We start from the raw sequence: 24598 nt of genomic DNA on the forward strand, positions 1-24598 counted from the left end.
TCACCCTCCGCCCCACAGCGGCTGCTTACCGTCACGCACCGGCGGTGTGCCGGTGGGTGACGTGGCTCTCCAGCCTAAGGCGCCCAATGTTGGTTTAACAAGTGCAGCACCTTCGTTTTGTCTGCGGTTGGCCCCTCCCGACAACGCACTACCCACGAAGACCCAGAAATCCCTACATTAAGGCAAAGTGACTTGACACCCCGCCGGGGCCGTGGGTGAAGGTGACTCGACACCCCGCCCGACCGGTTTCGAGGCCGCGAACATGAAAAACTCCCACGATCGCCGCCGCGCGAAGCTCGGATCAGCCGCCCTGTCGTTCGGCGGGTGGGGCGACTACGAGGTGTGGGCGGCGCATGGATTCACACCCAAACCCAACTCCGACCCGGCGCATGCCCCGGTGGATGGTCCGAAGTCCGAGGGGGTTGGGGGCGTCGGCAGGTCCGCGGAAGCGCAGGCGGACCGCACCGGTGCTCCGGCTCGGGGTAAGCGCGGCCGTAGTGCCGGCACGACCGCCGACTCCGCACCCCGCGGCACCACAGGCGCTCCCGTCCGAGGCAAGCGCGGCGGCAAGCCGGCGGCCTCCGCACCCGGCGACACGACCCACACCCCCGCCCGCGGGGAGCACCGCCCCCGCAACCGCGCGATCACCGAAGCGGCCGACGCTCGTGGCTCCAGTCCACACCGGACCGGAGCCGCGGATGACGCGAGCGTCCCGAACCGCACCGGCGAAGCCACCGGTGCCCGCGAACCCCGGCCCGGCAGGCCCGTCGATCCCACCGACGACGACCGCACGCGTGGCCGCCGGGCGGCCAGCCTCGGCAACCGCCGCGAAGAGCCCGTCGCCCCTCGGCCCACCCGGGAACGACCGTACGTCCGCGGCAGCAAACCCCCACCCCCGCAACCCCGCCACGTCCTCCCTCCAGAAGTCATGCTCTTCGCCACCGGCCGCCACCGCACTGCCACCACCGGGCTCGACCCGGATCTCGCCGCGCTCTGCCGGATGTGCCAGATCCCCACCTCGATCGCCGAGGTCTCCGCCTACCTCCGCCTGTCCCTCGACGCCACCCGCGCCCTCGCACAACACGGCATCGACCGCGGGCTGGTCGTCGCCGACGTCGCGGACCTCGGGCGGGAAGGGCGGCCGCCGCTGGCTCTCCTGCAGCGCGTCCACCAAGGACTGCTGCGGCTGTGAACTAGACACTTCCAGGATCCGGCGAACCTAGGCTTCCGCCATGGCGACCCAACTACTGGCGTCCTCCGACGTGCTCGGCTACGTGAGCGAGCATTCGCAAGCCGAGGACGAGATCCTGCGCGAACTGCGCGACGAGACGGCCTCGCTGCCCATGGGCGCGGCGATGCAGGTGTCCGCGGAAGAAGGCCGGCTGCTCGCGCTGCTGGTCAAGCTGACCCGGGCGCGCCTGGTGGTGGAGGTCGGCACCTTCACCGGCTACAGCTCCCTCTGCATGGCCCGGGCGCTGCCCCCGACCGGGCTGCTCATCACCTGCGACGTCACCGACCGCTGGCCGGCGTTCGGCCGGCCCTACTGGCGGCGGGCCGGGGTCGAAGACCGGATCGACCTGCGGATCGATCCCGCCACGCAGGTGCTCGACGCCCTCTTCTACGAGTACGGGCCGGGCACCGTCGACCTGGTCTTCATCGACGCCGACAAGGTCGGCTACGCCGCCTACTACGAGGCCGCGCTCGGGTTGCTGGCGCCCGACGGGCTCATCGTCGTCGACAACACCCTCTTCTTCGGGCGCGTGACCGATCCCGAGGCGCAGGACCCGGACACGGTCGCCATCCGCGAGTTCAACCGCTTCGTGCGCGACGACCCGCGCGTGGAGATCTCGCTGCTGCCGATGGCCGACGGCATCACGCTCATCCGCAAAGTCAGCTGAAGCGCCCCAATGTGGCGTTCGGTGCGTCAGACGCACCGAACGCCACATTGGGTGCGTCAGACGCACCCAATGCCACATTGGGGCGCTTGGCCCCCGCACCGAGAAAGGCCCGCTCCCGAACCCGGGAGCGGGCCTTCCACAATGGACTCAGCGGACCCCGACCGGCTCGCCGAGGTCGGGCGCCACCAGGGTCACCGTCGTAGGCTCCTCCTGCGGTACCGGCTCCAGGTGCAGCCGCTGCAGACCCGGGACCTCGCCCGACGGCAGCACGGCCGTGCACGCGCACGCGTCGTCGGCGAAACCGGCGAAGCGGTAGGCGATCTCCATCATCCGGTTGCGGTCGGTCGCCCGGAAGTCGGCGACCAGGTGCGCGTCGGCGGCGGCCGCCTGGTTGGCCAGCCAGCGCAGGATGATCGAGCCCGCGCCGAACGACACCACGCGGCACGACGTCGCCAGCAGCTTCAGGTGCCAGAACTCCTCGAACGTCTCGAGCAGGATCACCCCGACCGCGCCGTGCGGCCCGAAGCGGTCGCGCATGCTGACCACCAGCACCCGGTGCGACGGGTCGTCCAGCAGCTCGCGCAGCTTCTCGTCGGAGTAGTGGATGCCGGTGGCGTTCATCTGGCTCGTGCGCCGGGTCAGCTCCTCCACCCGGGACAGCTCGGTGTCGGTGGCCGGCAGGATCGTCATCCGCAGGTCCAGCGAGCGCAGGAAGTCCTCGTCCGGCCCGGCGAACCCGGCCTGGGCCTCCTGGCGGCGGAAGGACGCCTGGTACATCTGGCGCCGCCGCCGCGAGTCGACGGTGACCGTCTCCGGGCTGAACTCCGGCAGGTTCGCCAGCTCCAGCACGTCCTCGGCGCGGTAGGTGCGCACCTGCGGGTGGTGGTAGGTCACCTCGGCCAGCTCGCTGTCGCGGTCGTCGACGAACGCGATCGTGTCGAGGGCGAACTTCAGCTCGTCGGCGATCGCCTTGACCGACTGCGACTTCGCGTGCCAGCCGATCTGCGGCAGCACGAAGTACTCGGCGAGGCCCAGCTCCTCCAGCCGCGCCCAGGCGTGCTCGTGGTCGTTCTTGCTCGCGACCGACTGCAGGATGCCGCGCGCGTCGAGGGTCTTCACGAGCTGCCGGATCTCTTCGGAAACCTCGACGGTGCCGTCTTCGAGCAGCGTGCCGTTCCACAGGGTTTCGTCGAGGTCCCACACCAGGCACTTGACCATGGTCGTGCTTGCCACCGGAATCCTCCTCAGTCGCCGGTATTCACGAGGACACGGGTGTGCCCCGCCAGGATGAGCTGGCAGATCTCGTTGCTGCCTTCGATGAGTTCCATCAGCTTCGCGTCGCGGTGCGCCCGGGCGACCACGTGGCCGTCCTGGGCCGCGGCCGACGCCAGCACCTGCACCGCCGCACCGGAACCGCGGGCCGCCGCCGTCGAGCTGACGTACTTGGCCAGCACGGTCGCGACGACCATTTCGGGAGAACGCCCGTCCCAGGCGCGGCTGGCGTGTTCGCACACGCGGGTCGCGGCCTGCTCGTCGGCGTACAGGTCGGCCAGGTGCCGGGCGACGAGCTGGCGGTCGGCCAGCGCCACCCCGCCCTGGTGCCGGTTCGCCGCGTGCGCGCCGGCCGCGGCCAGGCACGCGCGCAGGATGCCGACGCAGCCCCAGGCCACCGAAATCCGGCCGTAGGCGAGGGCGGTCGTGATGAGCATGGACAGCTCGACCCCGCCGCCGCCGAGCACCGCCGAGCGCGGCAGCCGGACGTCGTGGAGCCGGACGGTCGAGTGGCCGGCCGCGCGGCACCCGCTGGGGTGCGGGACGCGCTCGATCGTGACGCCCTCGGCGTCCGAGGGCACCACGACCGCCGTGCCTAGGCCGTCGAGCTCGCCGACGACCACGATCAGGTCCGCGTACGCCGCCGCGGTGATCCAGACCTTTTCGCCGTTGACCACGACGTCGTCGCCGTCGGCGCGGACGGTGGTGGCCACCGACGACAGGTCGCTGCCCGCCGCGGGTTCGCTGAAGGCCACCGCGGCCAGGTCGCCGGAGGTGAGCCGGCCGAGGTAGTTCGCCCGCTGGGCGCGGTCGCCGAAGCGCTGGATGGTCCAGGCCGCCATGCCCTGCGACGTCATGACGCTGCGCAGCGAGCTGCACAGCGAGCCGGCGTGCGCGGTGAACCCTCCACTGTGGAGGCTGCTGGCGCCGAGACCGCCGTATTCGGCGGGGACTTCCGCACACAGCAGGCCCCGCGCGCCCAGCGCGCGCAACAGGTCTTCGGGCAGCCGTCCTTCGACGTCCCAGGCCGCCGCCCGGTCACCGACCCGGGCGGTCAGCTCGGCGGCGGCCGCCGCGAGGGGGTGCTCACTCATCGAGCAGGCGCCCCACGAGCGCCGTCATGCTGTCGACGGTGCGGAAGTTGTCGAGCTTGAGGTCCGGCCCGACGATGGCGATGCCGTAGGTCTGCTCGAGGAACACGACCAGCTCCATGGCGAACATCGACGAGACCAGGCCGGTGCGGAAGAGGTCCTGGTCGACCGGGACGTCCTGCTTGACGCGCCCGGCCAGGAACTCCCGGATCTCCCGCGTGACGGCCTCCGGCGTGCGCGCCGGGGTTGCGGTGGTGGAGACGTCGTTCACTCAGAACACCTTCCCGTACTCGTAAAAGCCCCGTCCGGATTTCCGGCCGAGGTGGCCATCGGCCACTTTGGACTGCAGCAGGGCGCACGGCGCGTGCCGCGGGTCGCCGGTGCGTTCGGCGAGCGCCCGCAGCGCGTCCGCGAGGTTGTCCAGGCCGATCAGGTCGGCGGTGCGCAGCGGGCCGGTCGGGTGACCGAGGCAGCCTTGCATCAGCTCGTCGACCGCTTCCACCGACGCGGTGCCCTCTTCGACCACCCGCGCGGCGTCGTTGATCATGGGGTGCAGCAGCCGGCTGGTGACGAACCCCGGCGAGTCGCGGACCACGATCGGCTTGCGGCTCAGCCGTTCCAGCAAGCCCAGCACGGCGTCCAGAGTGGACTGACCGGTGCGCGGGCCGCGGACGACCTCGACGTTCGGGATGAGGTACGCCGGGTTCATGAAGTGCGTCGCCAGCAGGTCCGCCGGCCGCTCGACCGCTTCGGCCAGCTCGTCGACCGGGATGCCGGAAGTGTTGGTGATCAACGGAGTTCCCGGTGCGACCAGCGCCGAAAGCTCGCCGAGCACCGCGGCCTTGACCTTGTCGTCTTCGATGATCGCTTCGATGACCGCCGTCGCGTCCTTCGCCGCGGCCAGGCCGGTCGTCGCGGTCAGCTCGCCTTCGGCGACGTCGGGGAACGCGCCCATCAGCCGGCCGTGCCGCAGTTGCTGCGCCACCCGCCGCTTCGCGAGTTCGACCGCCTCGCCGTCGGTTTCGACCAGGGTGACCGGAACCCCGTGTCCCAGCGCCATCGCCGTGATGGCGGAGCCCATCACCCCGCCGCCGATCACGGCCGGCCGATCCTGCGCCTGCCCGCCCACCGCGCCTCCCTGAGTCCTCGGGATTTTTCCCTTGTACGACTGCGAGCGTCGGTCACCGCGGTGGTACCGGTCAACGAACAGCGCGCATATCTAGGGTTTTCCGTCGGCCGCGTCGGCGCTCAGCACGCCCAAAGCGGCCAGGTCGCCCATCCACGCGCGCAGGGAACCGGTCAGCTCGGCCGGTTCGAGGTCGCACGTCGGCGCGAGCGCGAGCGCCGCGGCGGCGGGATCCCAGTCGTGCTGGGCCAGCGCGATCCACATCGCCGCGCCGAGACCGCTGGCGAGCACGCGGTGTTCGCCCGTGGGCAGCACCATTTCGAGCACGCCGGTGTCGTCGACGATCACCGCCAGTCCGGGCACCGGACGCATGGCACTCCCCCGTGTTTTCCCCGTGTCACCGGTCACAGCGCCGGTTCCGGCGCGAGCAGGCCGCCGGGGAACCGTTCCTGCAGCTGGGTGCGCCCGTTCACGCCCAGCTTGCGGTAGACACTCGTCAGGTGGATCTCGACGGTCCGCACGGCGAGCTGGAGCGCGTCGGCGATGGTCCGGTTGGTGGCGCCGGTCGCGGCGAGCTCACCGACCCGCCGCTCCCCCAGCGTCAGCACGTCAGTCACGCTGCCGGTGACCGGGTAGTTGCGCCCGCCCGCCGCGGTCACCCCGGCCTGCGCCTCCTCGGCCCGGCTCCAGAACCCCGACCGCACGGAGAGGTCCACGGCGGCCCGGAAGGCCCGGCGCGCGCCCTGGTGGTCGCCGGCGCGCAGAAGTGCCTGTCCCAGCGCGGTTTCCGCCTCGGCGAGGTACCAGGACGCCGCCGTCCCGCCGAGCACTTCGGCCGCCGCGGTGAGCCCGTCGACGGCGGCGCCGCCTTCGGCCACCAGGCCGCGGCCCAGCAACGCCAGTCCCCGTGCCGACGCCGATCCCCAGGCGCGGGCCAGTTCTTCGCCGTGCGCCACGAGTTCCGCGGCGTCTGTCCGCCGGCCGAGCCGGACGAGCACCCGGGCACCGTCGAGCCACCACGGCACGAACAACGGGTTGGCGCCGCCCTCCGCGCGGAGTGCGGCACCACACCGGCGCAGGTGCGCCAGCGCGCCGTCCAGATCGCCACGGGCCTCGGCGAGCCGTCCCCGCGCGAGCAGGTGGAACGGGAAGCGGAGCACGGACCCGTCGGGCCCGGCCCGGTCGGCGCGGGCCATCGCCGCGGCGGCGCCGTCGACGTCGCCCTGCTGCAGCAAGACCAGCGCCTGGGAGACCAGGGGCGCGGTCGCGAGCTCGGCGCGGTCGTCGCGCTCGGCGGCGCGCACGGCCGCCGTCGCGTCCGAAAGCGCCCGGGAAAGGTCGCCCGCGCCGCACGTGAGCCACGAATGCGCGGTCAGGGCCACGACTTCCGCCCAGCCGGTGTCGTCGCGCACCGGCCCCGGCGACAGGCCGCCCAAGGCGTGCAGTGCTTCGTCGACCTCGTCGGCGGCGAACAGGACGTAGGCGGCCAGCGAACAGGCCCACCGCACCGGAGGTTCCGGGCGTTCGAGGGCCCGGCGTGCGCACGAGACGGCCAGCTCCCGGTCGGTGCCGCGGATCATGTGCGCCAGCCCCGCCAGCGCCAGCACCCCGACCTCGGCCGGGGTCTGGCCGGTCAGCGCGGACATCGCGGGCAGGCGCCCGGCGACGAGGTCCAGCGAGCCGGGCTGCTCGAAGGCGACGGCCAGCAGCGCGGACTCGAGCTCGGTCCGCAGGCCGCGGTCGGCGTCCCCGGCACGGTCACCGTCGAGCTGCTCGAGCGCGCCGGTCAGCAGCCGCGTCGCCTCCTGCGGCTCGCGGGCCGACAGCGCGGCGATGGCCAGCTGCAAGGAGATCCGGGCCCGGCTGCGGACGTCTTCGGCCTGCTCGGCCATCCCGGCGAGCGTCGCGTACGCGGCCAGGGGGTCGCGCACGCCGACCAGGCGGGCGAACTCGATCCGCACCGGCATGTCCTGCGGCCGGTCGGCGACGAGCACCCCGAGGTAGCGGGCGGCGTCGTGCGGGCGGCCCGAGCGTTCGGCGGTGCGCGCGGCCTCGGCGAGCACGTCCCGCATCCACCGCTCGGGCAGCAACCGGCGGCCGAGCAGGTGCGCGCCGACGTCTTCGGGCGGGCGGCCGCGGTCGTTGAGCAGCCGGGCCGCGGTCAGCCGCAGCGGGCCGAGCCGCCGCTCCGGCACGCCGGCCAGCACCGCGTCGCGGACCGCGGGCGAGGCAAGTTCCCCGCCGCCGTCACGCAGCAGCCCTTCGGCGGCCAGCACACCGAGTGCGTCGGCGGCGAGCGGTTCGGGCACGCCGCCGAGCAGGGCGACGAGCTCCACGTCGGGCGCGCCGACCACGGCCACCGCCTCGGCGACGTGCCGCACGTGCGCCGGGCGGCCGGCGAGGACGCGCTCGACCAGCCGGGCGCGGGCACCCGGGGCGAGCACGCGGGCCCGCGCCAGCGCCTGCTCGTCCGGGGCGAGCCCTTCCAGGTGCAGGGCCGCGCAGAGCTCGCCGAGCAGCGCGGGGTTGCCGCCGGTCAGCGTGGACAGTTCACGGGCGAACCCGGGTCCGGGTTCTTCGGACCACCACGCGGCGGCGACTTCGGCGACCTCGGGTTCGGTGAACGCGGCGAGGTCGACGGTCGCAACGTCGCCGGGCGGCAGCGTCATCGGCGGCCACAGCGGCTGACCGGCCGGGCGCTGCGCGACCACCACGAGCAGGGGCTGTTCCGCGCCCCGGTGCGCCTGGTGGGCCAGCACCCGGACGGAAGCCTCGTCGCAGTGGTGGAAGTCGTCGAGCAGGACGACGACGGGCCCGGCCACGGTCAGGTCGGCCAGCCGGCGGCCCAGCCGTCGCGAGAGCACCGGCACCGGCATGCCGTACCGGCTGCCGGCGTCCGGAAGCAGTCCCTCGGCGGCCCGCCCGGTGTTCCCGCCGCCCGGCCGGCGGCAGGTCTCCGACAGCACGACCGCGCGGTCGCCGACCGACCGCGCGAACTCCGCCAGCAACGCCGTCTTTCCGGTACCGGTCGCCCCGCGCACCCGCACCAGGGTCGCCGAACCGGCCCGCGCGTTCGCGAACGCCGAACCGAGGACCTCCAGCTCCCGCCGCCGGCCGACCACGCGCCCGGCGACAGCCGTCACCTCCGCCATCCTCACCCTGCTTTCACGGAAGGCGGCGGCCGCCCAGCCCCTCGTCGTCGGCGCCGTGCCACATTTCCCTGGCGTACGGCGTATCCGGCACGAGCACCCGATCGGCGGCGGCCCGCGGTGTGGCGGGCAGCTCGCCCAGCCCGCTCTCGATCCAGCCGAGGTCGCTCATCAGCCGCCGCATCGGCGGGGTGTCACCGTGGATCCGGTGCAGCGACTGGATGGCACGGCGCAGCTCGCTCGCCTTGCGCCGGGCGGCGGTGAGCGCGTCAGCGGTCATCAGGACTCCTCCCGTCGGGGCACGGCCGATCGCGTGCCCCGCCGACGTTAGGTGGCCGCCGACCCGGAAAACCCCGAACCTCGGCGGATTCCGCTGCGCCGGAACGTCTTGAATGAGTCATTCAGGTCACCGGAGGTCCTGAATGACTCATTCAAGACACTGCGGGCGCGGCGTGTGAGCGGCAACACTAAGGAATCCGTGGCCCGGGCCGGGGTTCACTGGCGGACCTGACACCGCGTCGAAGGGAAACGCTCTCGTGAACATCGCGGACAACGCCACGACGTCGTGGATCCGCCGCTACCATCCCGCGCCCGGCGCGGGCACCCGGCTCGTCTGCTTCCCCCACGCCGGTGGTTCGGCCAGCTACTTCCACCCCGTCTCGGCGCGGTTCGCGCCGGACGTCGACGTCGTTTCGCTGCAGTACCCGGGTCGGCAGGACCGCCGCCGGGAGCCGAACGTCGACTCGATCGCCGGGCTGGCCGACCTGGTCGCCGACGAGCTGGCCGCGCTCTCCGACAAGCCGGCCGTGTTCTTCGGGCACAGCATGGGCGCGGTCCTCGCCTTCGAAACCGCCTGGCGGCTGGAACTGCGCGGCCTGCGGGCTCCCGGGGCGATCGTCGCGTCCGGGCGGCGGGGGCCCTCGACATTCCGCGACGAGCGGGTCCACGAGCGCGACGACGACGGCGTGCTCGACGAGGTCCGGGAGCTCAACCGGCTGGACCGGACGGTCATCGGCGACGACGAGATCCTGCGGATGGCGCTGCCCGCGATCCGCGCCGACTACCGGGCGATCGAAACCTACGCCTGCCCGGCCGGGCGCCGCGTCCGCTGCGCGGTCACCGCGCTGATCGGCGACCAGGACCCGAAGGTGACCGCCGAGGAGGCCGGGAACTGGGGCGAGCACACCGAAGGCGGCTTCCGGCTGGAGGTCTTCCCCGGTGGCCACTTCTTCCTGGCCCGGCACCAGAGCGCGGTGAACGCCGAGCTCCAGCGGGAGCTGCAGGCCCTCGGCGCCCCCGCGGCGGCATTGCACTCCGGGCGCGATTCAACATAAAGTAACATCAGCACCAACACAGAACGACATGAGCGGGGGTCGCGGTGTACGCGGAAGAGCGTCAGCAGCTGATCCTCGAGCAGGCCCGCTCGCGCGGCCGGGTCGACGTGGCCGAGCTCGCCGGCGAGTTCGCCGTGACGACGGAGACGATCCGCCGCGACCTCACGACGCTGGAACGCCACGGGTCGCTCCGCCGCGTGCACGGCGGGGCGATCCCCATCGAGCGCCTGGGATTCGAGCCGGCGCTGAACACGCGCGAAAGCGTGATGACGGCGGAAAAGAAGCGCATCGGCAAGGCCGCGCTCGCCGAACTGCCCGCGGAGGGCGCGATCCTGCTCGACGCGGGCACGACCACCGCGCACCTCGCGGAAGCGCTTCCCATCGACTGCAACCTCACGGTGGTCACCAACTCGGTGAACATCGCGCTCACGCTGTCCAAGCGGCCCAACCTCACGGTGATGCTGGTGGGCGGCCGCCTCCGGGCGCGCACGCTCGCGTCGGTCGACTCGTGGGCGCTGCACTCGCTCAGCGAAACGTTCGTCGAAGTGGCGTTCATGGCGACCAACGGCCTGTCGGTCGAGCGCGGCCTCACCACCCCGGACCCGGCGGAAGCGATGGTCAAGCGGGCCTCGATCGCCGGCGCCCGCCGCGTCGTGCTGCTGGCCGACCACACGAAGGTGGGCAACGACCACTTCGCCCGCTTCGCTGAACTGTCCGAAGTGGACACGTTCATCACCGACGGCGGCATCGATTCGACGGTGGCCGCCGAAATCGAACGCGAAGGCGTGAACGTCCTGACCGCCTGAGCTACCAGCGCACCGGCAGCTCGTAGAGTCCGAAGAGGACTCCGTCGTGCTTGAACTCGAGCTCGTCGGCCGGCACGGCCAGGCGCAGCCGCGGCACCCGCTCGAACAGCGTGGTCAGCGCGACGTCCATCTCCAGCCGGGCCAGGTGCTGCCCGATGCACTGGTGGATCCCGTAGCCGAAGGCGACGTGGTGGCGCGCCGAGCGGGCCGGGCAGAACTCGCCGGCGTCCTCGAACACGGTGCCGTCGTGCCCCGCCGCCAGCCCGAGCGGCGCGACCCCTTCGCCGCGGCGGATCAGCTGGCCCGAGATTTCGAGGTCCTCGGTGGCGACGCGCAGGCTGACGACGTCGGAGATCGAGAAGAACCGCAGCAGCTCTTCGACGACGCCCTCGTGCCCGATCCACTGCGGGTTCTCCAGCAGCGTCACGACCCCGAGCGACAGCATGTTCGCGGTGGTCTCGTGCCCGGCGACCAGCAGCAGCATGGCCACGCCCAGCAGTTCGGCGTCGTCCAGCGCACCGCCGTCGATGAGCCGGCTGATCAGGTCCTCACCGGGCCGCTCGCGCTTCGCGGCGATCAGTTCGGCGAGGTAGGTGTTGATCTCGCCCAGCGCGGTTTCCCGTTGCCGGGCCGTGGAAGCGAGGCTGACGAGGACGCGGGTGCGGGACTCGAAGTGCTCGTGGTCCTCGTACGGCACGCCCAGCAGCTGGCAAATGACGAGAGACGGCAGCACGAGGCAGAAGGCGGACACGAGGTCCGCGGAGTTCCCGGCGGCCAGCATGGCGTCGATCCGCTCGTCGACGACCTGCTGGATGCCGGGCCGCAGCTCCCGCACCTTCCGCACGGTGAACTCGGGGATGAGCAGCTTCCGGTACCGCGTGTGCTCGGGCGCGTCCATGGCGACGAACCATCCGGGAAGCGCTTCCGGCGCCCCACCGGTGGCGGGGAACCCCGGCTGGGACGGGTCGGAGCTCAGCCGCGGATCGGTCAGCGCGGCCCGCACGTCTTCGTGCCGGGCGACGAGCCATACGGGCGTACCGCCGGGCAGGACGGTCCGGCACAACCCGGGCCGGGCGCGCAGTTCGGCGTATCCGTCGGGCGGAGTGACCTGACCGGGCGCCCGCCGCGGGAAGCTGACGACCCCGGGTTCCGTGCTCACCATGCACCGGTTCTACCCTGGCGTGGCGCCCGCGTCCGCGAGGGCGGCGAAAGTCTGGAAGAACCCCTAGCAGTGCGTCAGGGCTGGTAGGTGCACAGGGCTCCGACGCTGTTGTGCTGCTCCACCACGGTCTTGCCGTCGACGGTGATCTTGCAGGTGTTGTCCTTGGCGCCCAGCTTGAAGTCGACCGCGGTCACCGTGACCGAGGTGAACGCCAGGTCGTCCATCGTCAGGGTCTGGCTCCAGGTCTTGCCCTTCTCGAGGACCTCCTGGGAGTTCGCGGTGAACCCGCTGCTCCACTGCACGTTGGCCTTCGCCGCGGTCGTGACCTCCAGGACGACGGTGTGCTTCGCCGGCGCCGCCGCGCTCGGAGCGGCGGCGTCGGGCGCGGACCCCGCGTCGGCGACGGCGGCCGGCGCGGCCGCGGTGGGCAGGCCGTTCGCGGTGTCGCTGACGACCTTGCCGAACGCGGCCGTCCAGATCACGCAGATGACCAGGCCGATCGCCGACAACACGACCCCGGTGACGGCCAGGCCCTTGTTGCTCGCCTGACCACGGTTCGCGCGCAGCGTCCCGATGATGCCGAAGATCAGCCCGAGGATGGTCAGCGGCCACGCGACGACCCCGATGAGCGGGATGAACGCGAAGAGCAGGCCGACCAGGCCGAGCACGAACCCGGCGGTGCCGAGGCCGTTCTTGGGCTGGACCGGGGCGGACATGGGCGGCACGGGGGCGTAGGACACGGATTGCCTCTTTCAGAGCAGCGGCGGGAGGACCGCACGCGATGACGTTCTGCGCCATCCGTCGCTCCGGGAGACACGCGCGTAACACCACTTTTGTGTCACAGAGCGGACTCGAAGGCCGGGACCAGTGATCATTTCCGCTGGTGATCGCGGTGAGCGAGTGGCTGACCATCGTTACCCACGGTGAGAAATTGAAACTTCAAATTCACTCGTCCGGAGCAGGTACCGCGCGGATACGAGACCGCGCCGTCATCGGACCGAGATCGTCCCGGACAGCGCGACGGCCCGGCCGGAAGCCACCGGCCGGGCCGCTGCCGACTGGAGCCTGTATCGAAGTCGGTCAGCGCCGGTTGCCGCTCTGCGCCTCGTCCTGCGGCCCGCGATGCGATGAAGGACCGGTGTCCGCACGACACCCCCAAAAAACTGCCACGCCAGTGGTCGTGAATGAGTCGTCCACGACCGCCCAGAGCAATCCACGGTGGACGCCGACTTCGATACAGGCCTTAGTGGTCGTTCAGGTAGTAGTGCGTGCTCTGGTACTTGTAGTTCGGCCCCAGCCACACCGTGACGCCGATGCTCGTGTTCTCCGGGAGGTTGTACACGCCGCCCTGGGAAGCGCTGGCCGACGCGCAGGAGCCCAGCCCGCCGGAGGCGGTGAGGGTGTAGCGGATGTCGTAGGCGCCGGGGACGGTGCTCTCCTCGCTGGCGATCTGGACCCGGGGCGCGTACCCGTCGGCCGCCGAGTCGCAGACCGAGACGCGGTCGCCGTTCTCCTCGATGTAGACGGTGCCGCCCTTGTCGGCGTCCGTGGTGGTCCACGTGTGGTCCCAGCCGTCGCCGGGCGGCTCCACGCTCGCCAGCGCCGGCGTCGCGGTCAGGAGCGTGCCGCAGGCGGCGAAAACCGTGGTGGCGGCCAAGGCCTTGAGCTTGTGACGCATCGTTGAAACCCCATTCTCGTTTCGGGGACGAGCGATTCAGCGGTCGCCGGTGCCGGGCGCCGGGACGTCGCCGATGTAGGGGCCACCGCCCATCCCGCTGACGGGCGAGGGGCCTTCCGCCGCGGTCGCCGCCGGGGCGAGCACGGTGACCAAGGCCGCGATGAGCAAAGCGGCCGCACCAGCACGTTTCATCGTTCGATCCCTTTCGTTTCCCGAACGGTCGCAGGCCGGACTTCCAAACCGCTTCCATCCGCGAATCGCACCCGCGGAGCCCGGTGACCGCCTACGATCGGGCCCGGCGCGGACCGGACGCCTCGATCTCCGGCGGTGAGTCTGTGGAGGCGGGCATGTCACCCCTGGTGCTGACGACCATCGAGATCATCCCGCGGGTGCTGCTGCTCGTGGTGGGCGTGCTCGGCCTGATCTTCGCGATCAAGGGCCGCGCCCGGGGCGGCTCGGGCCTGATGGTGGCCGCCTTCGTCGTCATGCTCTTGACGACGGCGATGGGCATCGCGTGGCAGTTCGTGTCGCTGGACGCCGCGTCCTGGATCACGTCCGGCAACCTGACCACCAGTGACATCGGCTTGATCTTCATGGCGGTGGCCGTCCCGCTGGACGTCGCCACGGCGATCTCCTGGCTGCTGGTCGCGATCGCGGTCGTCAAGGGTGGCCGGCCGCGGCAGGCGCCGTACCCGGGTGGCTACCCGATGGCCGGGCAGCAGCCGGGGTTCGCGGGTCCGCCGCCCGGCTACGCCCCGCCGCCGAACTGACGCCTCCGGAGGGGCCGGGGCGGACCGGAGTCCGCCCCGGCGACTTCACCGGCGGCAGGGGTTGCCCGCCGGGTGCGCCGCGGTGCCGTGCACATCGGCCTGCGACTCCGCCAGCACGATCTTCGCGAGCGCGGTGTCCAGCGCCACCGCCTGCTGCTTCACGACGCCGCCGGACACGGTCTGGCCGTTCAGCTTCAGCGAGCCGATGACCAGCGGGATGGTCAGCGGTGCCGAACCGACCGTGACCGCGACGCCGTTGATCTTCAGCGAACCGACGTTCGAGCTGCCGGTCAGCGCCGGGGCGAGCCCGCCCGTGACCGGCTGGCAGGTCGCCGCCGCCTGGGACTGGATCACGCCCAGCTCGATCGTCAGCCCGACTGTGCTGATCACGGTCTTGTCGATCTTGGCCGACGCCCGCGCGTGGTCACCGGCCGCCGGGGCCGCGGACTGGTCGTCCGGGGTCAGATCGGTAGAGGAGGTCAGCGCGTGGGTCTGCACCTTGATCAGGCCCGCGTTGAGCGTCGCGTCGAGGACGGTCTCGCTGTCGTCGGCGCACGGCAGGTTCTGCGGGTTCGCCACGGCGGCGGTGATCCCGACGACGTTCGCCGCGGTGCCGGTGCAGGAGAAGGCGCCGTCGCGGTCGTCGTCGAGGATCGTGCCGACCCCCGTCGGGTCGACGAGCCCGGCGCCTGCCGGGGCGGAGAGGTTCACGGTGAACGTCTCGTCCGGCTCGTCGACGGTGTCCGGGTTGACCAGGACGGTCACCGGCTTGGCGGTCTCACCGGGCGCGAAGGTGACGTCCCCGCTCGTGGCGGCGTAGTCGGCCGGCGCGGTGGCGGTGCCGTTCGCGGTGGCGTAGTGGACGGTCACCGGGTCCGGGCTGCTCCCGCCGAGCAGCGACACGGTGAAGGTGGCCGGCACCGGCGCGCCGCCGGAGCCTTCGTTCACCGTGACGTCGTCGATGCTCAAGCCGAGCACGCGCACGGTCGTCGTCTCGACGAACCCGCGCGAGACGCCGTCGACCAGGTAGTCGACCGAGCAGTGGTACGTCCCGGGCGCCGCGCTCGCCGCGGCCGCGATCGTTTCGGTGAACGTCGCGGTGTCGCCGCTCGCCACCTTGACGCTCGCCGGGGCGTTGGTGAGCGTCAGCTGCGGGTCGCAGGCCGTCACCTTCGGGGTCACCGTGACCTCGATGGACTTGATGCCGGCCAGGATGGCCTGCGACACCTGGCTCGAGGGCACGTTGTTCAGCAGCACGCCACCGGTGGCGTCGGTGATGGCCGTGGCCTGCCCCTCGGCGTCGAGGGCGCCGACGTTGACCGCGACCACGCGGATGTTCGCCGCCTTGAGCGCGGCGATCGTGTCGGCCAGGGAGTGCCCGCCGCTGGGGTCGTGCGACGGCGCATCGCCGAACCAGGCGACGATGCGCGTGCCGTCGGGCCGGAAGGTGACCGCGCCGGTAGCCAGTTCGTAGAGCGCGTTGAGGTCGGCTTCGGGGAAGTCCCCGCCCCCGGAGGCCACCCACTGGTTCGTGCCCGCCTGCACCGCGGCGGTGTCCCCGGTGATGCCCTGGTCGACCTTGAACGGCACGGCGTCGCCGAAGTCCTTGTACTCCGCGACGCCGAACTGGGCGGTCGGCTGCGCGGCGAGCACGTCCCCGGTGATGGCGTTGGCGTTGGCCCGCACGTTCGAGATCGCGCTGCCCATGCTGCCGGTGGTGTCGGCGAGCAGGACGAGATCGGGGTTCGGCGGCACGGCGGAGGTGGTCACGTGCTTGGTGACGGTGGTGCTCTGCCCGGCGGCGAGCGTGAGGGCGACGGTGGCGGGGTCGACCCCCGGTGGCGCGGTGGCCGCCACCGCCGTCGGGGCCAGCAGCGCGCCGGCCGCGGTGAGGGCGACGAAAACTGATCTTCGCGACATGGACGTCCCTTTCGAGCACCGGCGGAATGCCGGATCCGGTGTGGGCTGCCTGGGAAAGACGAACCGCGCGCGGATTTGTTAGCGGGGAACGCGAACGTCACCCGGAGCGCCCCACGTCAAGGCGCTCAACGGGTTACCGGGGTGCGCACAGGCCCACGCAGACCAGGCGAAAATGCGCCGAAAGATGAGTAACGAACGAGCACGCGTCACACTTCGGAGCGACACGGACGGCTTTTTCCCGAACCGGGCGTAGCGTATTTCCCGCGCATTTGCCGCGGTTTCCGCCGCCCGGCGCGAAAATTACCTCCGGATGTCGCAACGCGGCCGGGCGGTCACGTCCCCGACCGCGCGGCGGCGTTCCACCGCGAACCCGGCGACGGCCAGCACGAGCCCGACGGCGCTGACGACGACGCCGGCCCACGCCGTGGCGCGATAACCCAGGCCCGCCGCGATGACCACGCTGCCCAGTGCCGCGCCGAGGCTGTTGGCCGTGTTGAACGCCGACTGGTTCAGCGCCGCGCCCATCAACTGGGCGCCCGGCGCCACCGCGATCAGCCGCGCCTGCAGCACCGGGCCCAGGAACAGGATCGTCCCGCCGATCAGGAACGCGCCGGTGTACAGGCCGAACGCCGAGCCCACCGCGAGTCCGAAGTAGACGTTCGCGGCGATCACCGCCGCGAAGCCCGCCACCATGGCCCGCCGCAGGTTCCGGTCGGCCTGCCAGCCGCCGAGGAAGTTCCCGACCGTCATGCCGAGGCCCACCGCGACCAGCACCCACGGCACCGCGCCCGGCGACAGCCCGGTGACCGAGGTCGTGATCGGCGCGAGGTAGCTGTCGACGGCGAAGAACCCGGCGATCCCGATCGCCGCGGTCACCACCACCAGCCACACCAGCGGCCGGCGCAGCGCGCGCAGCTCGTCGAGCGGCGACCCGCCCGCGGGCGGCGCGTCCGGCACGGTGGCCGCCACCGCCACCAGCGCGAGCAGGAAGACCCCGGCGATGACCAGGTAGGCCGTCCGCCAGCCGGCGGCCTGCCCGAGCCGCGTGATCACCGGGACGCCCGCCACGTTGGCCACGGTCAGCCCGCTCAGCACCACGGCGAACCCGCGCCCCTCGCTGCCCGGCCCCATCAGCGTCGCCGCCAGCAGGCCGGCGGCCCCGAAGTACGCGCCGTGCGGCAGGCCGGCGGCGAACCGGGCCACCAGCACCAGGCCGAACGTCGAGGCCACCGCGGACGCGGCGGTACCGAGCACGAACAGCACCAGCAGCCCGAGCACCAGGCGTTTGCGCCGCATCCGCGCGGTGATCGTGGCGAGCACCGGCGCGCCCACGACCACGCCCAGCGCGTACGCGGTGATCATCCACCCCGCGCGGGCGACGGCAGCCGGTTCGGCGTTCCCCAGCACGCTGCGCGCGATGTCGGGCAGCAGCCCGGCCGGCACGAACTCCGTCAGCCCGATCCCCACCGACCCGAGGGCCAGGGCGAGCAGGGCGGCCCAGCGGCGGCGTCGGGTGAGGTCCTCCATTCAGGCGACTTTAGCAACGCTGTTGCATTAATGACAGCGACGCTAAGGTGACGCCCGTGCACCTGGCTTTCCTGCGGGACTACCACGAAGCGCTGGTGCTCGCGCTGGCCCGGACCGAGCCCACGCTCGAGCGCGGCACCGTCGCGGAAGTCACCGGGCTGACCCCGCAGGCCGTGTCGAAGGTGCTGGCCCGTCTGGTCGAGGAGGGGCTGCTCGAACCCGCGGGCGTGCGGCGCCCGGCGCGCGGCAAGCCGGCCGCGGTCTACCGGCTCGTCCCGGCGAGCCGCTGGGCGATCGGCGCCCACGTCACCCGCCGTGAGCTGCGGCTGGTCCGCGCCGACCTGGCCGGCACCGTCCACTCGTCGGCGGCGGCCCCGCTGCCCGCCGACTTCACGCCGGAGGAGTTGCTGGACGAGCTGGCGGCCGGCGTCACGGCGATGATCGGCGAGCACCGGATGACCACGCCGGAGCTCGCCGGGGTCGGCATCGGCATGATCGGGCCGCTCGACCAGTCGACCGGCACCGTCCGCGGCGCGCACCGGCTGCGGCACTGGCAGGACGTCCCGCTCGCCGAACTCGCCGGGCAGCGCCTCGGCCTGCCCGTGGTCGTGGACAAGGACGTCACCGCCGGCGTCACGGCCGAAGCCTGGCGCCGCGGCACCACTTTCCGCGACGCCGCCCTGGTCGTGGTCGACGCCGGGGTCGGCGCCGGGCTGTGGCTGGGCGGCGCCGCCCACCGCGGCGCGCACACCAACGCCAGCGAGTTCGGCCACGCCGTCGTCCAGCTCGGCGGCCCGCGCTGCGCCTGCGGCCGGCACGGCTGCCTGGAAGCCGTCCACGAGCGGGCGGCCGATCCGGCCGCCGCGGCCGCCGTGCTCGCGACCGGCGTCGTCAACCTCCTGCAGACCCTCGACCTCGGCCACATCGTCCTCGGCGGCGCGGACCTGCTCCCCCACGGCGAGCTCTACCGGGCCGCCGTCGAGCACGCCGTGCGCACCCAGCTGCCGGGCGCGGACTGGCTCGACGTCGAAGTTTCCCTGACCTCGCTGGGCACCGACGTCGTGGCGGCCGGGGCGGCCATGCAGGTGCTCGACGCCCGTTACGGCCTCCCCGACCCGGCCCGACATCGGCGGCCGCCGGTCAGGCGTGTCGAGAACGGCCGGCCGGCTCCGACTGAGGGGTACCGGCGGCCGAACCGGCCGCCCCCACGAGAGGCGCACGAACGATGACCAAGGTGACAGCCCAGATGTCGGTATCCCTGGACGGCTGCTACACCGGCCCCCGCGAACCCGGCGACATGAGCGGCTGGCTGGACGGCCCCGAAGCGCCCGGCTTCTTCCGGGTCACCCGCTGGGCCGTCGACGCCGCCGCCTGGCGCGAGCGGCAGGGCTTCGCCGGCGGCGAGCAGTCGGCCGACTCGGACATCGTCGCGGAGATGTTCGCGGCGGCCGGTGCCTACGTCATGGGCCGGCGCATGTTCGACGCCGGCGAGGTGCCCTGGGGCGACGAGCCGCCGTTCCACGCGCCGGTGTTCGTCGTCACCCACCGCCCCCGGGAGGTGCTCGAACGCCGGGGTACCTCCTTCACCTTCGTCACCGACGGGTTCGAGCGGGCGGTCGAGCTGGCAAGGGAAGCCGCCGGCGGCAAGGACGTCGCGGTCGCCGGCGGCGGCGAGCTGCTGCGCCAGGTGCTGACCGCCGGGCTGCTCGACCAGCTCGAGCTGCACGTCGCCCCGGTGCTGCTGGGCGACGGCCAGCGCCTGTTCGACGCGGGTCTCGGCCTCGGCGCGGACGACGGCATCGAGCTGGTCCCGGAGCGGGTCGTCGCGTCGCCCGGGGTGACCCACCTCCGCTATACCGTCAGCGGGCGGTCGAAGCTGGTGCTGGACGACCGCGGCGCCGGCGGCGAGCTGGTCGGGCACGGAGAGCGGAGCGCGCGATGAAGTACATGCTGCTGATCTACGGCAACGAAGAAGCCTTCACCTCGGTGGGCGCGGAGACGCTCGCCGAGATCATCCGCGAGACCGACGTCCTCAACCAGGAGCTGTACGAGTCGGGTGAGCTGGTCGGCGCCTACGGCGTCGCCGACGACGGGCACACCAAGATGGTCCGGGTCACCGGCGGGACGCCGGTGGTGACCGACGGCCCCTACGCCGAGGCGAAGGAGTTCCTGGGCAGCTTCATGATCGTCGATTGCGACAGCCTGGACCGGGCACTGGAGATCGCGGCCCGCAGCCCGTCCGCGCGCTACTGGGGCGTCGAGGTCCGGCCGCTCATGCACGAGGCGAACGTCGAGCCGTGACCGGCTGGCAGGACGTCCGGCGGCTGGTGCCCGAGGTGCTCGGCGTGCTCGTGCGCCGCTACGGCCGTTTCGACGCCTGCGAAGACGCCGTCCAGGAAGCGCTGGTGGCCGCCAGCGCCCAGTGGCCGGTGGAGGGGTGGCCGGAGAACCCCCGCGCGTGGCTGGTGACGGTGGCGTCGCGCCGCCTCGCCGACCAGGTGCGCAGCGACGCCGCACGCCGCCGCCGGGAGGAGGCCGACGCCCTCCGCACTCCTCCCGCCGGCGGCGAGGTGTACCCCGACGACACCCTCACGCTGCTGTTCCTGTGCTGCCACCCGGCGTTGACGCCGTCGTCGCAGATCGCGCTGACGCTGCGTGCCGTCGGCGGCCTGACGACCGCCGAGATCGCCCGGGCCTTCCTGGTGCCCGAAGCGACCATCGCGCAGCGCATCAGCCGCGCGAAGCAGCGCATCAAGGCGGCCGGGGCCCGCTTCGCCCTGCCACCGCCGCCCGAACAGGCGGCGCGGCTCGGCGTCGTGCTCCACGTGATCTACCTCGTCTTCAACGAGGGCTACACGGCCACGTCCGGGACGCGGCTGGTGCGGGCGGACCTGACGGCGGAGGCGATCCGGCTGGCCCGCGAGCTCCACCGGCTGCTCCCCGCCGACGGCGAGGTGGCCGGGCTCCTGGCTCTCCTGCTGCTGACCGACGCCCGCCGCCGGGCCCGCACGGACGCGGACGGGTCGCTGGTCCCGCTGGGCGAGCAGGACCGGACGCTCTGGGACGCCGAAGCCATCGCCGAGGGCGTGGCACTGGTGACCGGTGCCCTGCCGAAGGGCCCGGTCGGCCCGTACCAGCTCCAGGCCGCGATCGCCGCCGTCCACGACGAGGCACCGACCGCCGAACTCACCGACTGGCCGCAGATCCTGGCCCTCTACACCGTGCTCGAACGCGTGGCGCCCAACCCGGCGGTGACGCTCAACCGGGCGGTCGCGGTGGCCGAGGTCCACGGGCCCGCGCCCGCGCTGGCCCTGCTCGACACCCTCGCGGCCGACCAGCGCATCGCCGCGTCGCACCACCTCGTGTCCGTCCGCGCCCACCTGCTCGAACTGGCCGGCGACCACGACGCCGCGCGCGCCGGCTACCAGGAGGCGGCCCGGCGCACCACCAGCGAACCCGAGCGGCGCCATCTCCTGACCCGCGCCGCCCGCCTGGCCTGACCGATCACCGCCGCGGCAACGCCTTGCGGGGCCGGGGAATCGCCTTCCGGCCCAGCTTCGGTTCGCCTTCGCCGAGCGTGAACCGCAGCGCGAGGTCGAACGCGTGCTCCAGCCGCGCCGCCTGCACCCGGACCACGTCGTCGTCGGCCGCCGACCGCGCGTCCGCCAGGCTGCGGCTGACGTTCGCGATGCGCCGGCGGGAGGCCGCTTCGAGCGCAGCCTGTTCTTCCATGGCGAAAATCCTTTGGGTAACCGGAAAAGAACCGAGCGCGGCGACTGTAGCACTGCGCGTGACCGGCCGGCGCCGTCGGCCGGTACCGGTCGTCCACTTCGGACACATCGATGCCGGTCGCGCGCGGCACCGGCTGAGCCGGCCCTGTCCGGAAGCGGCCAATGGCCGGGTTCGCTCATGCGCCGCGGCGGAATCCCTTCCTAAGCTCTGCCCCGTCGAGCCGCCTTTCCCGGGGCCGCGGCCGGCACCAATCTTCCGTTCTACGAGGGGTTTTCCCATGTTCAGAAACAGAGTGCGCGCCGCTGCGCTGGCGTTCCTCGTCCTGCTCAGCGGCCTGACGACGACCGCGCTGACCGCCGCTCCCGCCTCCGCCGCCGCGTCGTGCGCCGGTGGGGTTTCGGTCTACGGCGTGCTGCCCGACGGCCGGCTCAGCTACACCACGATCGACCCGGACAGCGGCGACCTCACGCACGTCGTCGTCTCCTCGAGGACGCTCGGGTTCACCGCGAAGGCGCTGGCCACGCTCAACTTCAACACGCTGCTCGTGACCTCGACGTCCGGTGTCCTCTACCGCGTCGACGTCGTCACCAACAGCGCGAGCCTCACCTTCAACGACCCGATCGACCTCCAGCACGGCTGGACCCACAACCTGCTGTCCTACGACGGCCACGGCCACCTCTACGGCACGACCTCCGGTGGTTCCCTGCTGCAGTACCTCGTTTCCGCGGCCAAGCCGGGCACGAACCAGATCGGCCAGCGCCGCGAGATCGGCAGCGGCGGGTTCGCGCTCAAGACCATGGCCGCGGCCGGGGACGACCGGCTCATCGCGACCGCGTCCGACGGCCAGCTGATCAGCTACGCCGTTTCGCAGACCGGCACCACCTACACCCGCGGGCAGCTCGACGACGCCGGCTGGCAGAGCTTCGAAAACCTCGTCTCCCCCGGTGGCGGCCTGTACTACGGCAAGAACCCCGACGGCGCCATGTACTGGTACGAGGACGACGACCCGACGGACGGCTCCGGCACGGACATCGCCTACCACCTGAACGACCCGGTCGCCTCGCGCGGCTGGACGCAGTACCTGCTCTCGGCCGACCCGGCCGGCTGCACCAGCACCACCCCGGTCCAGCCGCTGCGCTCGAAGATCGCCACCCTCGCCACCGGCGAGGTCGGCACCACCGAAGCGAGCTGCGACAAGTACAACGACGCCTGCGACTACGGCGCGAACGACTGGTGCGCGATGTTCGCCACCTGGACCTGGTCCGCGGCCGGCGTCTCCGGCGTGCCGCGCGGCACCTTCGTCGCCCGCGCCCTCGGCAAGTGGGGTGTCGACCACGACCTGTTCAAGTCCCGCACCGGCAGCTCGCACGGCAGCCCGAAGATCGGGGACTGGGTCATCTACGGCCCGCCGGACGGCAGCACGGGCGGCCACGTCGACGTGATCACCGCGGTGCACCCCGACGGCACGCTCACCGTCGTCGGCGGCAACGTCAGCAACAAGGTGACGCGGCGGACGATCGACCCCGACACGGCCCGTTCCGGCGCGGACAACGTGCTGATCTCCGGCTACGTCTCCCCGCCCGGCGCCTGACCTTCCCCCGTTCCCCGGCGGTGCCGCGGCCCGGCCGCGGCACCGCCCAGTCCACCCTGGAGTTTTCCATGCGCTTCACCACGAGATCGATCGCCGCGGGCCTCGCGGCGCTGGCCGTCCTGACCGCGGGCGCCACCGCCGCGAGCGCCACCACCGAGTCCGACGCGATGGCCGCCCGGATGGAGCAGCTGGCGGCCTACGCGACCGCGGCCTGCGTCACCGGCGGCCCGACCGCGGCCGACACCGCCGCGGCCACCCGGCTCAACAGCGTCCTGACCGGCACGCTGAAGGGACACATGACGCCCTACCGGGTGTCCTGCGCCCGCGCCGTCATCGACGCCGTGCAGGCCCGCGGGCTGGACGAGCGCGCGGCCGTCATCGCGATCACCACCACGATCGTCGAGTCCCTGATCGAGAACATCAGCGAGCGGGTCGACCACACCAGCCTCGGCCTGTTCCAGCAGCTCGACTCCTGGGGCACCGAGGCGCAGCGCCTGAACCCGGCCTGGGCCACCAACGCGTTCCTGGACGTGATGGAGGACTTCTACCCCAACGGCAGCTGGCGCACCGCCGCGATCGGCGACGTCTGCCAGCGGGTGCAGCGCTCCGCGTTCCCCGAGCGCTACCAGCCGCAGGCCGCGGACGCGCAGCGCATCGTCGACGAGCTGAGCAGCCCGGCCGCGACCACGGTGTCGGTGTACGGCGCGCTCGGCGACGGGCGGCTGACCTACAGCACCATCAACTCGCAGACCGGCGACCGCACCAAGACCCTCGTCTCGACCGACAACCTCGGGTTCGTGCCCAAGGCACTGGCCACGCTGAACTTCAACACGGTGCTCGTGACCTCGCCCGCCGGCGTGCTCTACCGCGTCGACGTCATCACGAACAACAACTCGCTGCAGTTCAGCACCCCGACCGCGCTCGGCGGCGGCTGGACCCACGACATGCTGACGTATGACGGCCACGGCCACCTCTACGGCATCGCCGGCAGCACCCTGATGTCCTACGTGGTCTCCCGGCCCAAGCCCGCGAGCACCCAGATCGGCCAGCGCGCCGTGATCGGCACCGGCTTCACCATGCGCACCATCGCCGCCACCGGCGACGACTGGCTGATCGGCATCAGCACCACGGGCGTCCTGCGCTCGTACCACATCGCCGCCGACTACACCTGGACCGGCACGACGCTGGCGGACCGCTGGAGCACCTTCGACCAGATCGTGTCCCCCGGCTACGGCCTGTACTACGGCCAGACCCGCGACGGCGCGCTGTACCGCTACCACGACCACAACCCGTTCGACTTCGACGGCTCGGACATCCAGGGCTTCGGCACCGACCCGGTCGACACCCAGGGCTGGACGCAGACGCTGCTCTCGGCCCAGCCGTTCGGCGCCTAGCCCGTCGTGGCCGACGAACCGGTCACGCGCTGGTGGGGCGAGACGGGCAGCGGACCCCGTCCCGCCCCGCCGGGGTGGTGGCCCGAACCGGACAACCTGCACTGGGTGCGAAGCCCGGAGCCGGACGAGGAACTCCCCGCGCGGCCCC

Annotated in this window: 25 protein-coding genes; 11 read left to right on the plus strand and 14 right to left on the minus strand. The window is 72.4% G+C overall.

Annotation, left to right across the window (positions count from 1 at the left end):
* Positions 1 to 262: 262 nt before the first annotated feature.
* Positions 263 to 1192 (plus strand): DUF742 domain-containing protein, encoded by a 930-nt coding sequence (locus tag H4696_RS18290; protein ID WP_225955733.1) that lies wholly within the window; start codon positions 263 to 265, stop codon positions 1190 to 1192.
* 40 nt (positions 1193 to 1232) lie between these two features.
* A complete protein-coding gene (locus H4696_RS18295) occupies positions 1233 to 1898 on the plus strand; it encodes an O-methyltransferase (RefSeq protein ID WP_086865743.1) in 666 nt (221 codons plus the stop codon).
* Between the two features lie 147 nt (positions 1899 to 2045).
* Here H4696_RS18295 and H4696_RS18300 read toward each other — a convergent pair whose 3' ends face one another.
* The 7 genes from H4696_RS18300 to H4696_RS18330 all read right to left on the minus strand — a co-directional run bounded on the left by H4696_RS18300 (position 2046) and on the right by H4696_RS18330 (position 8816).
* A complete protein-coding gene (locus H4696_RS18300) occupies positions 2046 to 3116 on the minus strand; it encodes an HAD-IIIC family phosphatase (RefSeq protein ID WP_211299777.1) in 1071 nt (356 codons plus the stop codon).
* A gap of 26 nt (positions 3117 to 3142) precedes the next feature.
* Positions 3143 to 4264 (minus strand): acyl-CoA dehydrogenase family protein, encoded by a 1122-nt coding sequence (locus H4696_RS18305; protein WP_086863435.1) that lies wholly within the window; start codon positions 4262 to 4264, stop codon positions 3143 to 3145.
* Positions 4257 to 4532, minus strand: coding sequence for an acyl carrier protein (locus tag H4696_RS18310; RefSeq protein WP_143265298.1), 276 nt, complete (start codon positions 4530 to 4532; stop codon positions 4257 to 4259). The genes H4696_RS18305 and H4696_RS18310 overlap by 8 nt, the downstream gene beginning before the upstream one ends.
* Positions 4533 to 5390, minus strand: a complete 858-nt coding sequence (locus tag H4696_RS18315; protein WP_086863434.1) for a 3-hydroxyacyl-CoA dehydrogenase family protein — start codon at positions 5388 to 5390, stop codon at positions 4533 to 4535.
* A gap of 90 nt (positions 5391 to 5480) precedes the next feature.
* On the minus strand, positions 5481 to 5759 hold the full coding sequence (locus tag H4696_RS18320; RefSeq protein ID WP_086863433.1) for a hypothetical protein: 279 nt from the start codon (positions 5757 to 5759) through the stop codon (positions 5481 to 5483).
* Between the two features lie 32 nt (positions 5760 to 5791).
* Positions 5792 to 8539, minus strand: coding sequence for a helix-turn-helix transcriptional regulator (locus tag H4696_RS18325; RefSeq protein ID WP_192782391.1), 2748 nt, complete (start codon positions 8537 to 8539; stop codon positions 5792 to 5794).
* Between the two features lie 13 nt (positions 8540 to 8552).
* Complete coding sequence (locus H4696_RS18330; RefSeq protein WP_086865207.1) at positions 8553 to 8816, minus strand: hypothetical protein; 264 nt, start codon at positions 8814 to 8816, stop codon at positions 8553 to 8555.
* 256 nt (positions 8817 to 9072) lie between these two features.
* On the opposite strand from H4696_RS18330, the gene H4696_RS18335 reads away from it, so the two are divergent.
* The gene (locus H4696_RS18335) at positions 9073 to 9870 is read left to right on the plus strand and encodes a thioesterase II family protein (RefSeq protein WP_086865208.1); all 798 of its coding nucleotides are present in this window, start codon (positions 9073 to 9075) and stop codon (positions 9868 to 9870) included.
* Between the two features lie 44 nt (positions 9871 to 9914).
* Complete coding sequence (locus tag H4696_RS18340) at positions 9915 to 10676, plus strand: DeoR/GlpR family DNA-binding transcription regulator (protein ID WP_086865209.1); 762 nt, start codon at positions 9915 to 9917, stop codon at positions 10674 to 10676.
* 1 nt (position 10677) lies between these two features.
* On the opposite strand, the gene H4696_RS18345 is transcribed toward H4696_RS18340, so the two are convergent.
* The 4 genes from H4696_RS18345 to H4696_RS18360 form a co-directional block, all read right to left on the minus strand.
* Positions 10678 to 11838 carry a cytochrome P450 gene (locus tag H4696_RS18345; RefSeq protein ID WP_086865210.1) on the minus strand — a complete coding sequence of 387 codons (1161 nt, stop codon included), beginning with the start codon at positions 11836 to 11838 and terminating at the stop codon, positions 10678 to 10680.
* A gap of 74 nt (positions 11839 to 11912) precedes the next feature.
* Positions 11913 to 12578, minus strand: a complete 666-nt coding sequence (locus H4696_RS18350) for a DUF4190 domain-containing protein (protein WP_338064967.1) — start codon at positions 12576 to 12578, stop codon at positions 11913 to 11915.
* A 503-nt stretch (positions 12579 to 13081) separates the two neighbouring features.
* A complete protein-coding gene (locus H4696_RS18355; RefSeq protein WP_225955734.1) occupies positions 13082 to 13516 on the minus strand; it encodes a hypothetical protein in 435 nt (144 codons plus the stop codon).
* A 36-nt stretch (positions 13517 to 13552) separates the two neighbouring features.
* Positions 13553 to 13708 carry a hypothetical protein gene (locus tag H4696_RS18360; RefSeq protein ID WP_158104441.1) on the minus strand — a complete coding sequence of 52 codons (156 nt, stop codon included), beginning with the start codon at positions 13706 to 13708 and terminating at the stop codon, positions 13553 to 13555.
* Positions 13709 to 13791: 83 nt separating this feature from the next.
* Between H4696_RS18360 and H4696_RS18365 the strand changes: the two genes are divergently transcribed.
* A complete protein-coding gene (locus tag H4696_RS18365; RefSeq protein ID WP_249027268.1) occupies positions 13792 to 14286 on the plus strand; it encodes a hypothetical protein in 495 nt (164 codons plus the stop codon).
* 45 nt (positions 14287 to 14331) lie between these two features.
* Here H4696_RS18365 and H4696_RS18370 read toward each other — a convergent pair whose 3' ends face one another.
* Together H4696_RS18370 and H4696_RS18375 are read right to left on the minus strand one after the other, a co-directional pair.
* Positions 14332 to 16206, minus strand: coding sequence for a Calx-beta domain-containing protein (locus H4696_RS18370; RefSeq protein ID WP_086865212.1), 1875 nt, complete (start codon positions 16204 to 16206; stop codon positions 14332 to 14334).
* Positions 16207 to 16506: 300 nt separating this feature from the next.
* Positions 16507 to 17733 (minus strand): MFS transporter, encoded by a 1227-nt coding sequence (locus H4696_RS18375; RefSeq protein ID WP_192782392.1) that lies wholly within the window; start codon positions 17731 to 17733, stop codon positions 16507 to 16509.
* 56 nt (positions 17734 to 17789) lie between these two features.
* Between H4696_RS18375 and H4696_RS18380 the strand changes: the two genes are divergently transcribed.
* The 4 genes from H4696_RS18380 to H4696_RS18395 are packed head-to-tail and all read left to right on the plus strand — an operon-like array spanning position 17790 to position 21233.
* Positions 17790 to 18962, plus strand: a complete 1173-nt coding sequence (locus H4696_RS18380; protein ID WP_086862724.1) for an ROK family transcriptional regulator — start codon at positions 17790 to 17792, stop codon at positions 18960 to 18962.
* Positions 18959 to 19675, plus strand: a complete 717-nt coding sequence (locus tag H4696_RS18385) for a dihydrofolate reductase family protein (protein WP_086862723.1) — start codon at positions 18959 to 18961, stop codon at positions 19673 to 19675. The genes H4696_RS18380 and H4696_RS18385 overlap by 4 nt, the downstream gene beginning before the upstream one ends.
* Positions 19672 to 20034: a YciI family protein gene (locus H4696_RS18390; RefSeq protein WP_086862722.1), complete on the plus strand. Its 363-nt coding sequence runs from the start codon at positions 19672 to 19674 to the stop codon at positions 20032 to 20034. The genes H4696_RS18385 and H4696_RS18390 overlap by 4 nt, the downstream gene beginning before the upstream one ends.
* Positions 20031 to 21233, plus strand: a complete 1203-nt coding sequence (locus H4696_RS18395; RefSeq protein WP_086862721.1) for an RNA polymerase sigma factor — start codon at positions 20031 to 20033, stop codon at positions 21231 to 21233. The genes H4696_RS18390 and H4696_RS18395 overlap by 4 nt, the downstream gene beginning before the upstream one ends.
* 4 nt (positions 21234 to 21237) lie before the next feature.
* Here the strand turns inward: H4696_RS18395 and H4696_RS18400 are convergent, their stop codons facing one another.
* The gene (locus H4696_RS18400; protein ID WP_086862720.1) at positions 21238 to 21465 is read right to left on the minus strand and encodes a hypothetical protein; all 228 of its coding nucleotides are present in this window, start codon (positions 21463 to 21465) and stop codon (positions 21238 to 21240) included.
* A gap of 277 nt (positions 21466 to 21742) precedes the next feature.
* Between H4696_RS18400 and H4696_RS50865 the strand changes: the two genes are divergently transcribed.
* Together H4696_RS50865 and H4696_RS18410 are read left to right on the plus strand one after the other, a co-directional pair.
* Entirely contained in the window at positions 21743 to 23056 is a 1314-nt protein-coding gene (locus tag H4696_RS50865) for a CHAP domain-containing protein (RefSeq protein ID WP_158104370.1), read from the plus strand.
* Between the two features lie 68 nt (positions 23057 to 23124).
* On the plus strand, positions 23125 to 24450 hold the full coding sequence (locus tag H4696_RS18410) for a tachylectin-related carbohydrate-binding protein (RefSeq protein ID WP_211299753.1): 1326 nt from the start codon (positions 23125 to 23127) through the stop codon (positions 24448 to 24450).
* Positions 24451 to 24598: the final 148 nt, after the last annotated feature.

This window comes from Amycolatopsis lexingtonensis, assembly GCF_014873755.1.
GTDB lineage: Bacteria > Actinomycetota > Actinomycetes > Mycobacteriales > Pseudonocardiaceae > Amycolatopsis > Amycolatopsis lexingtonensis.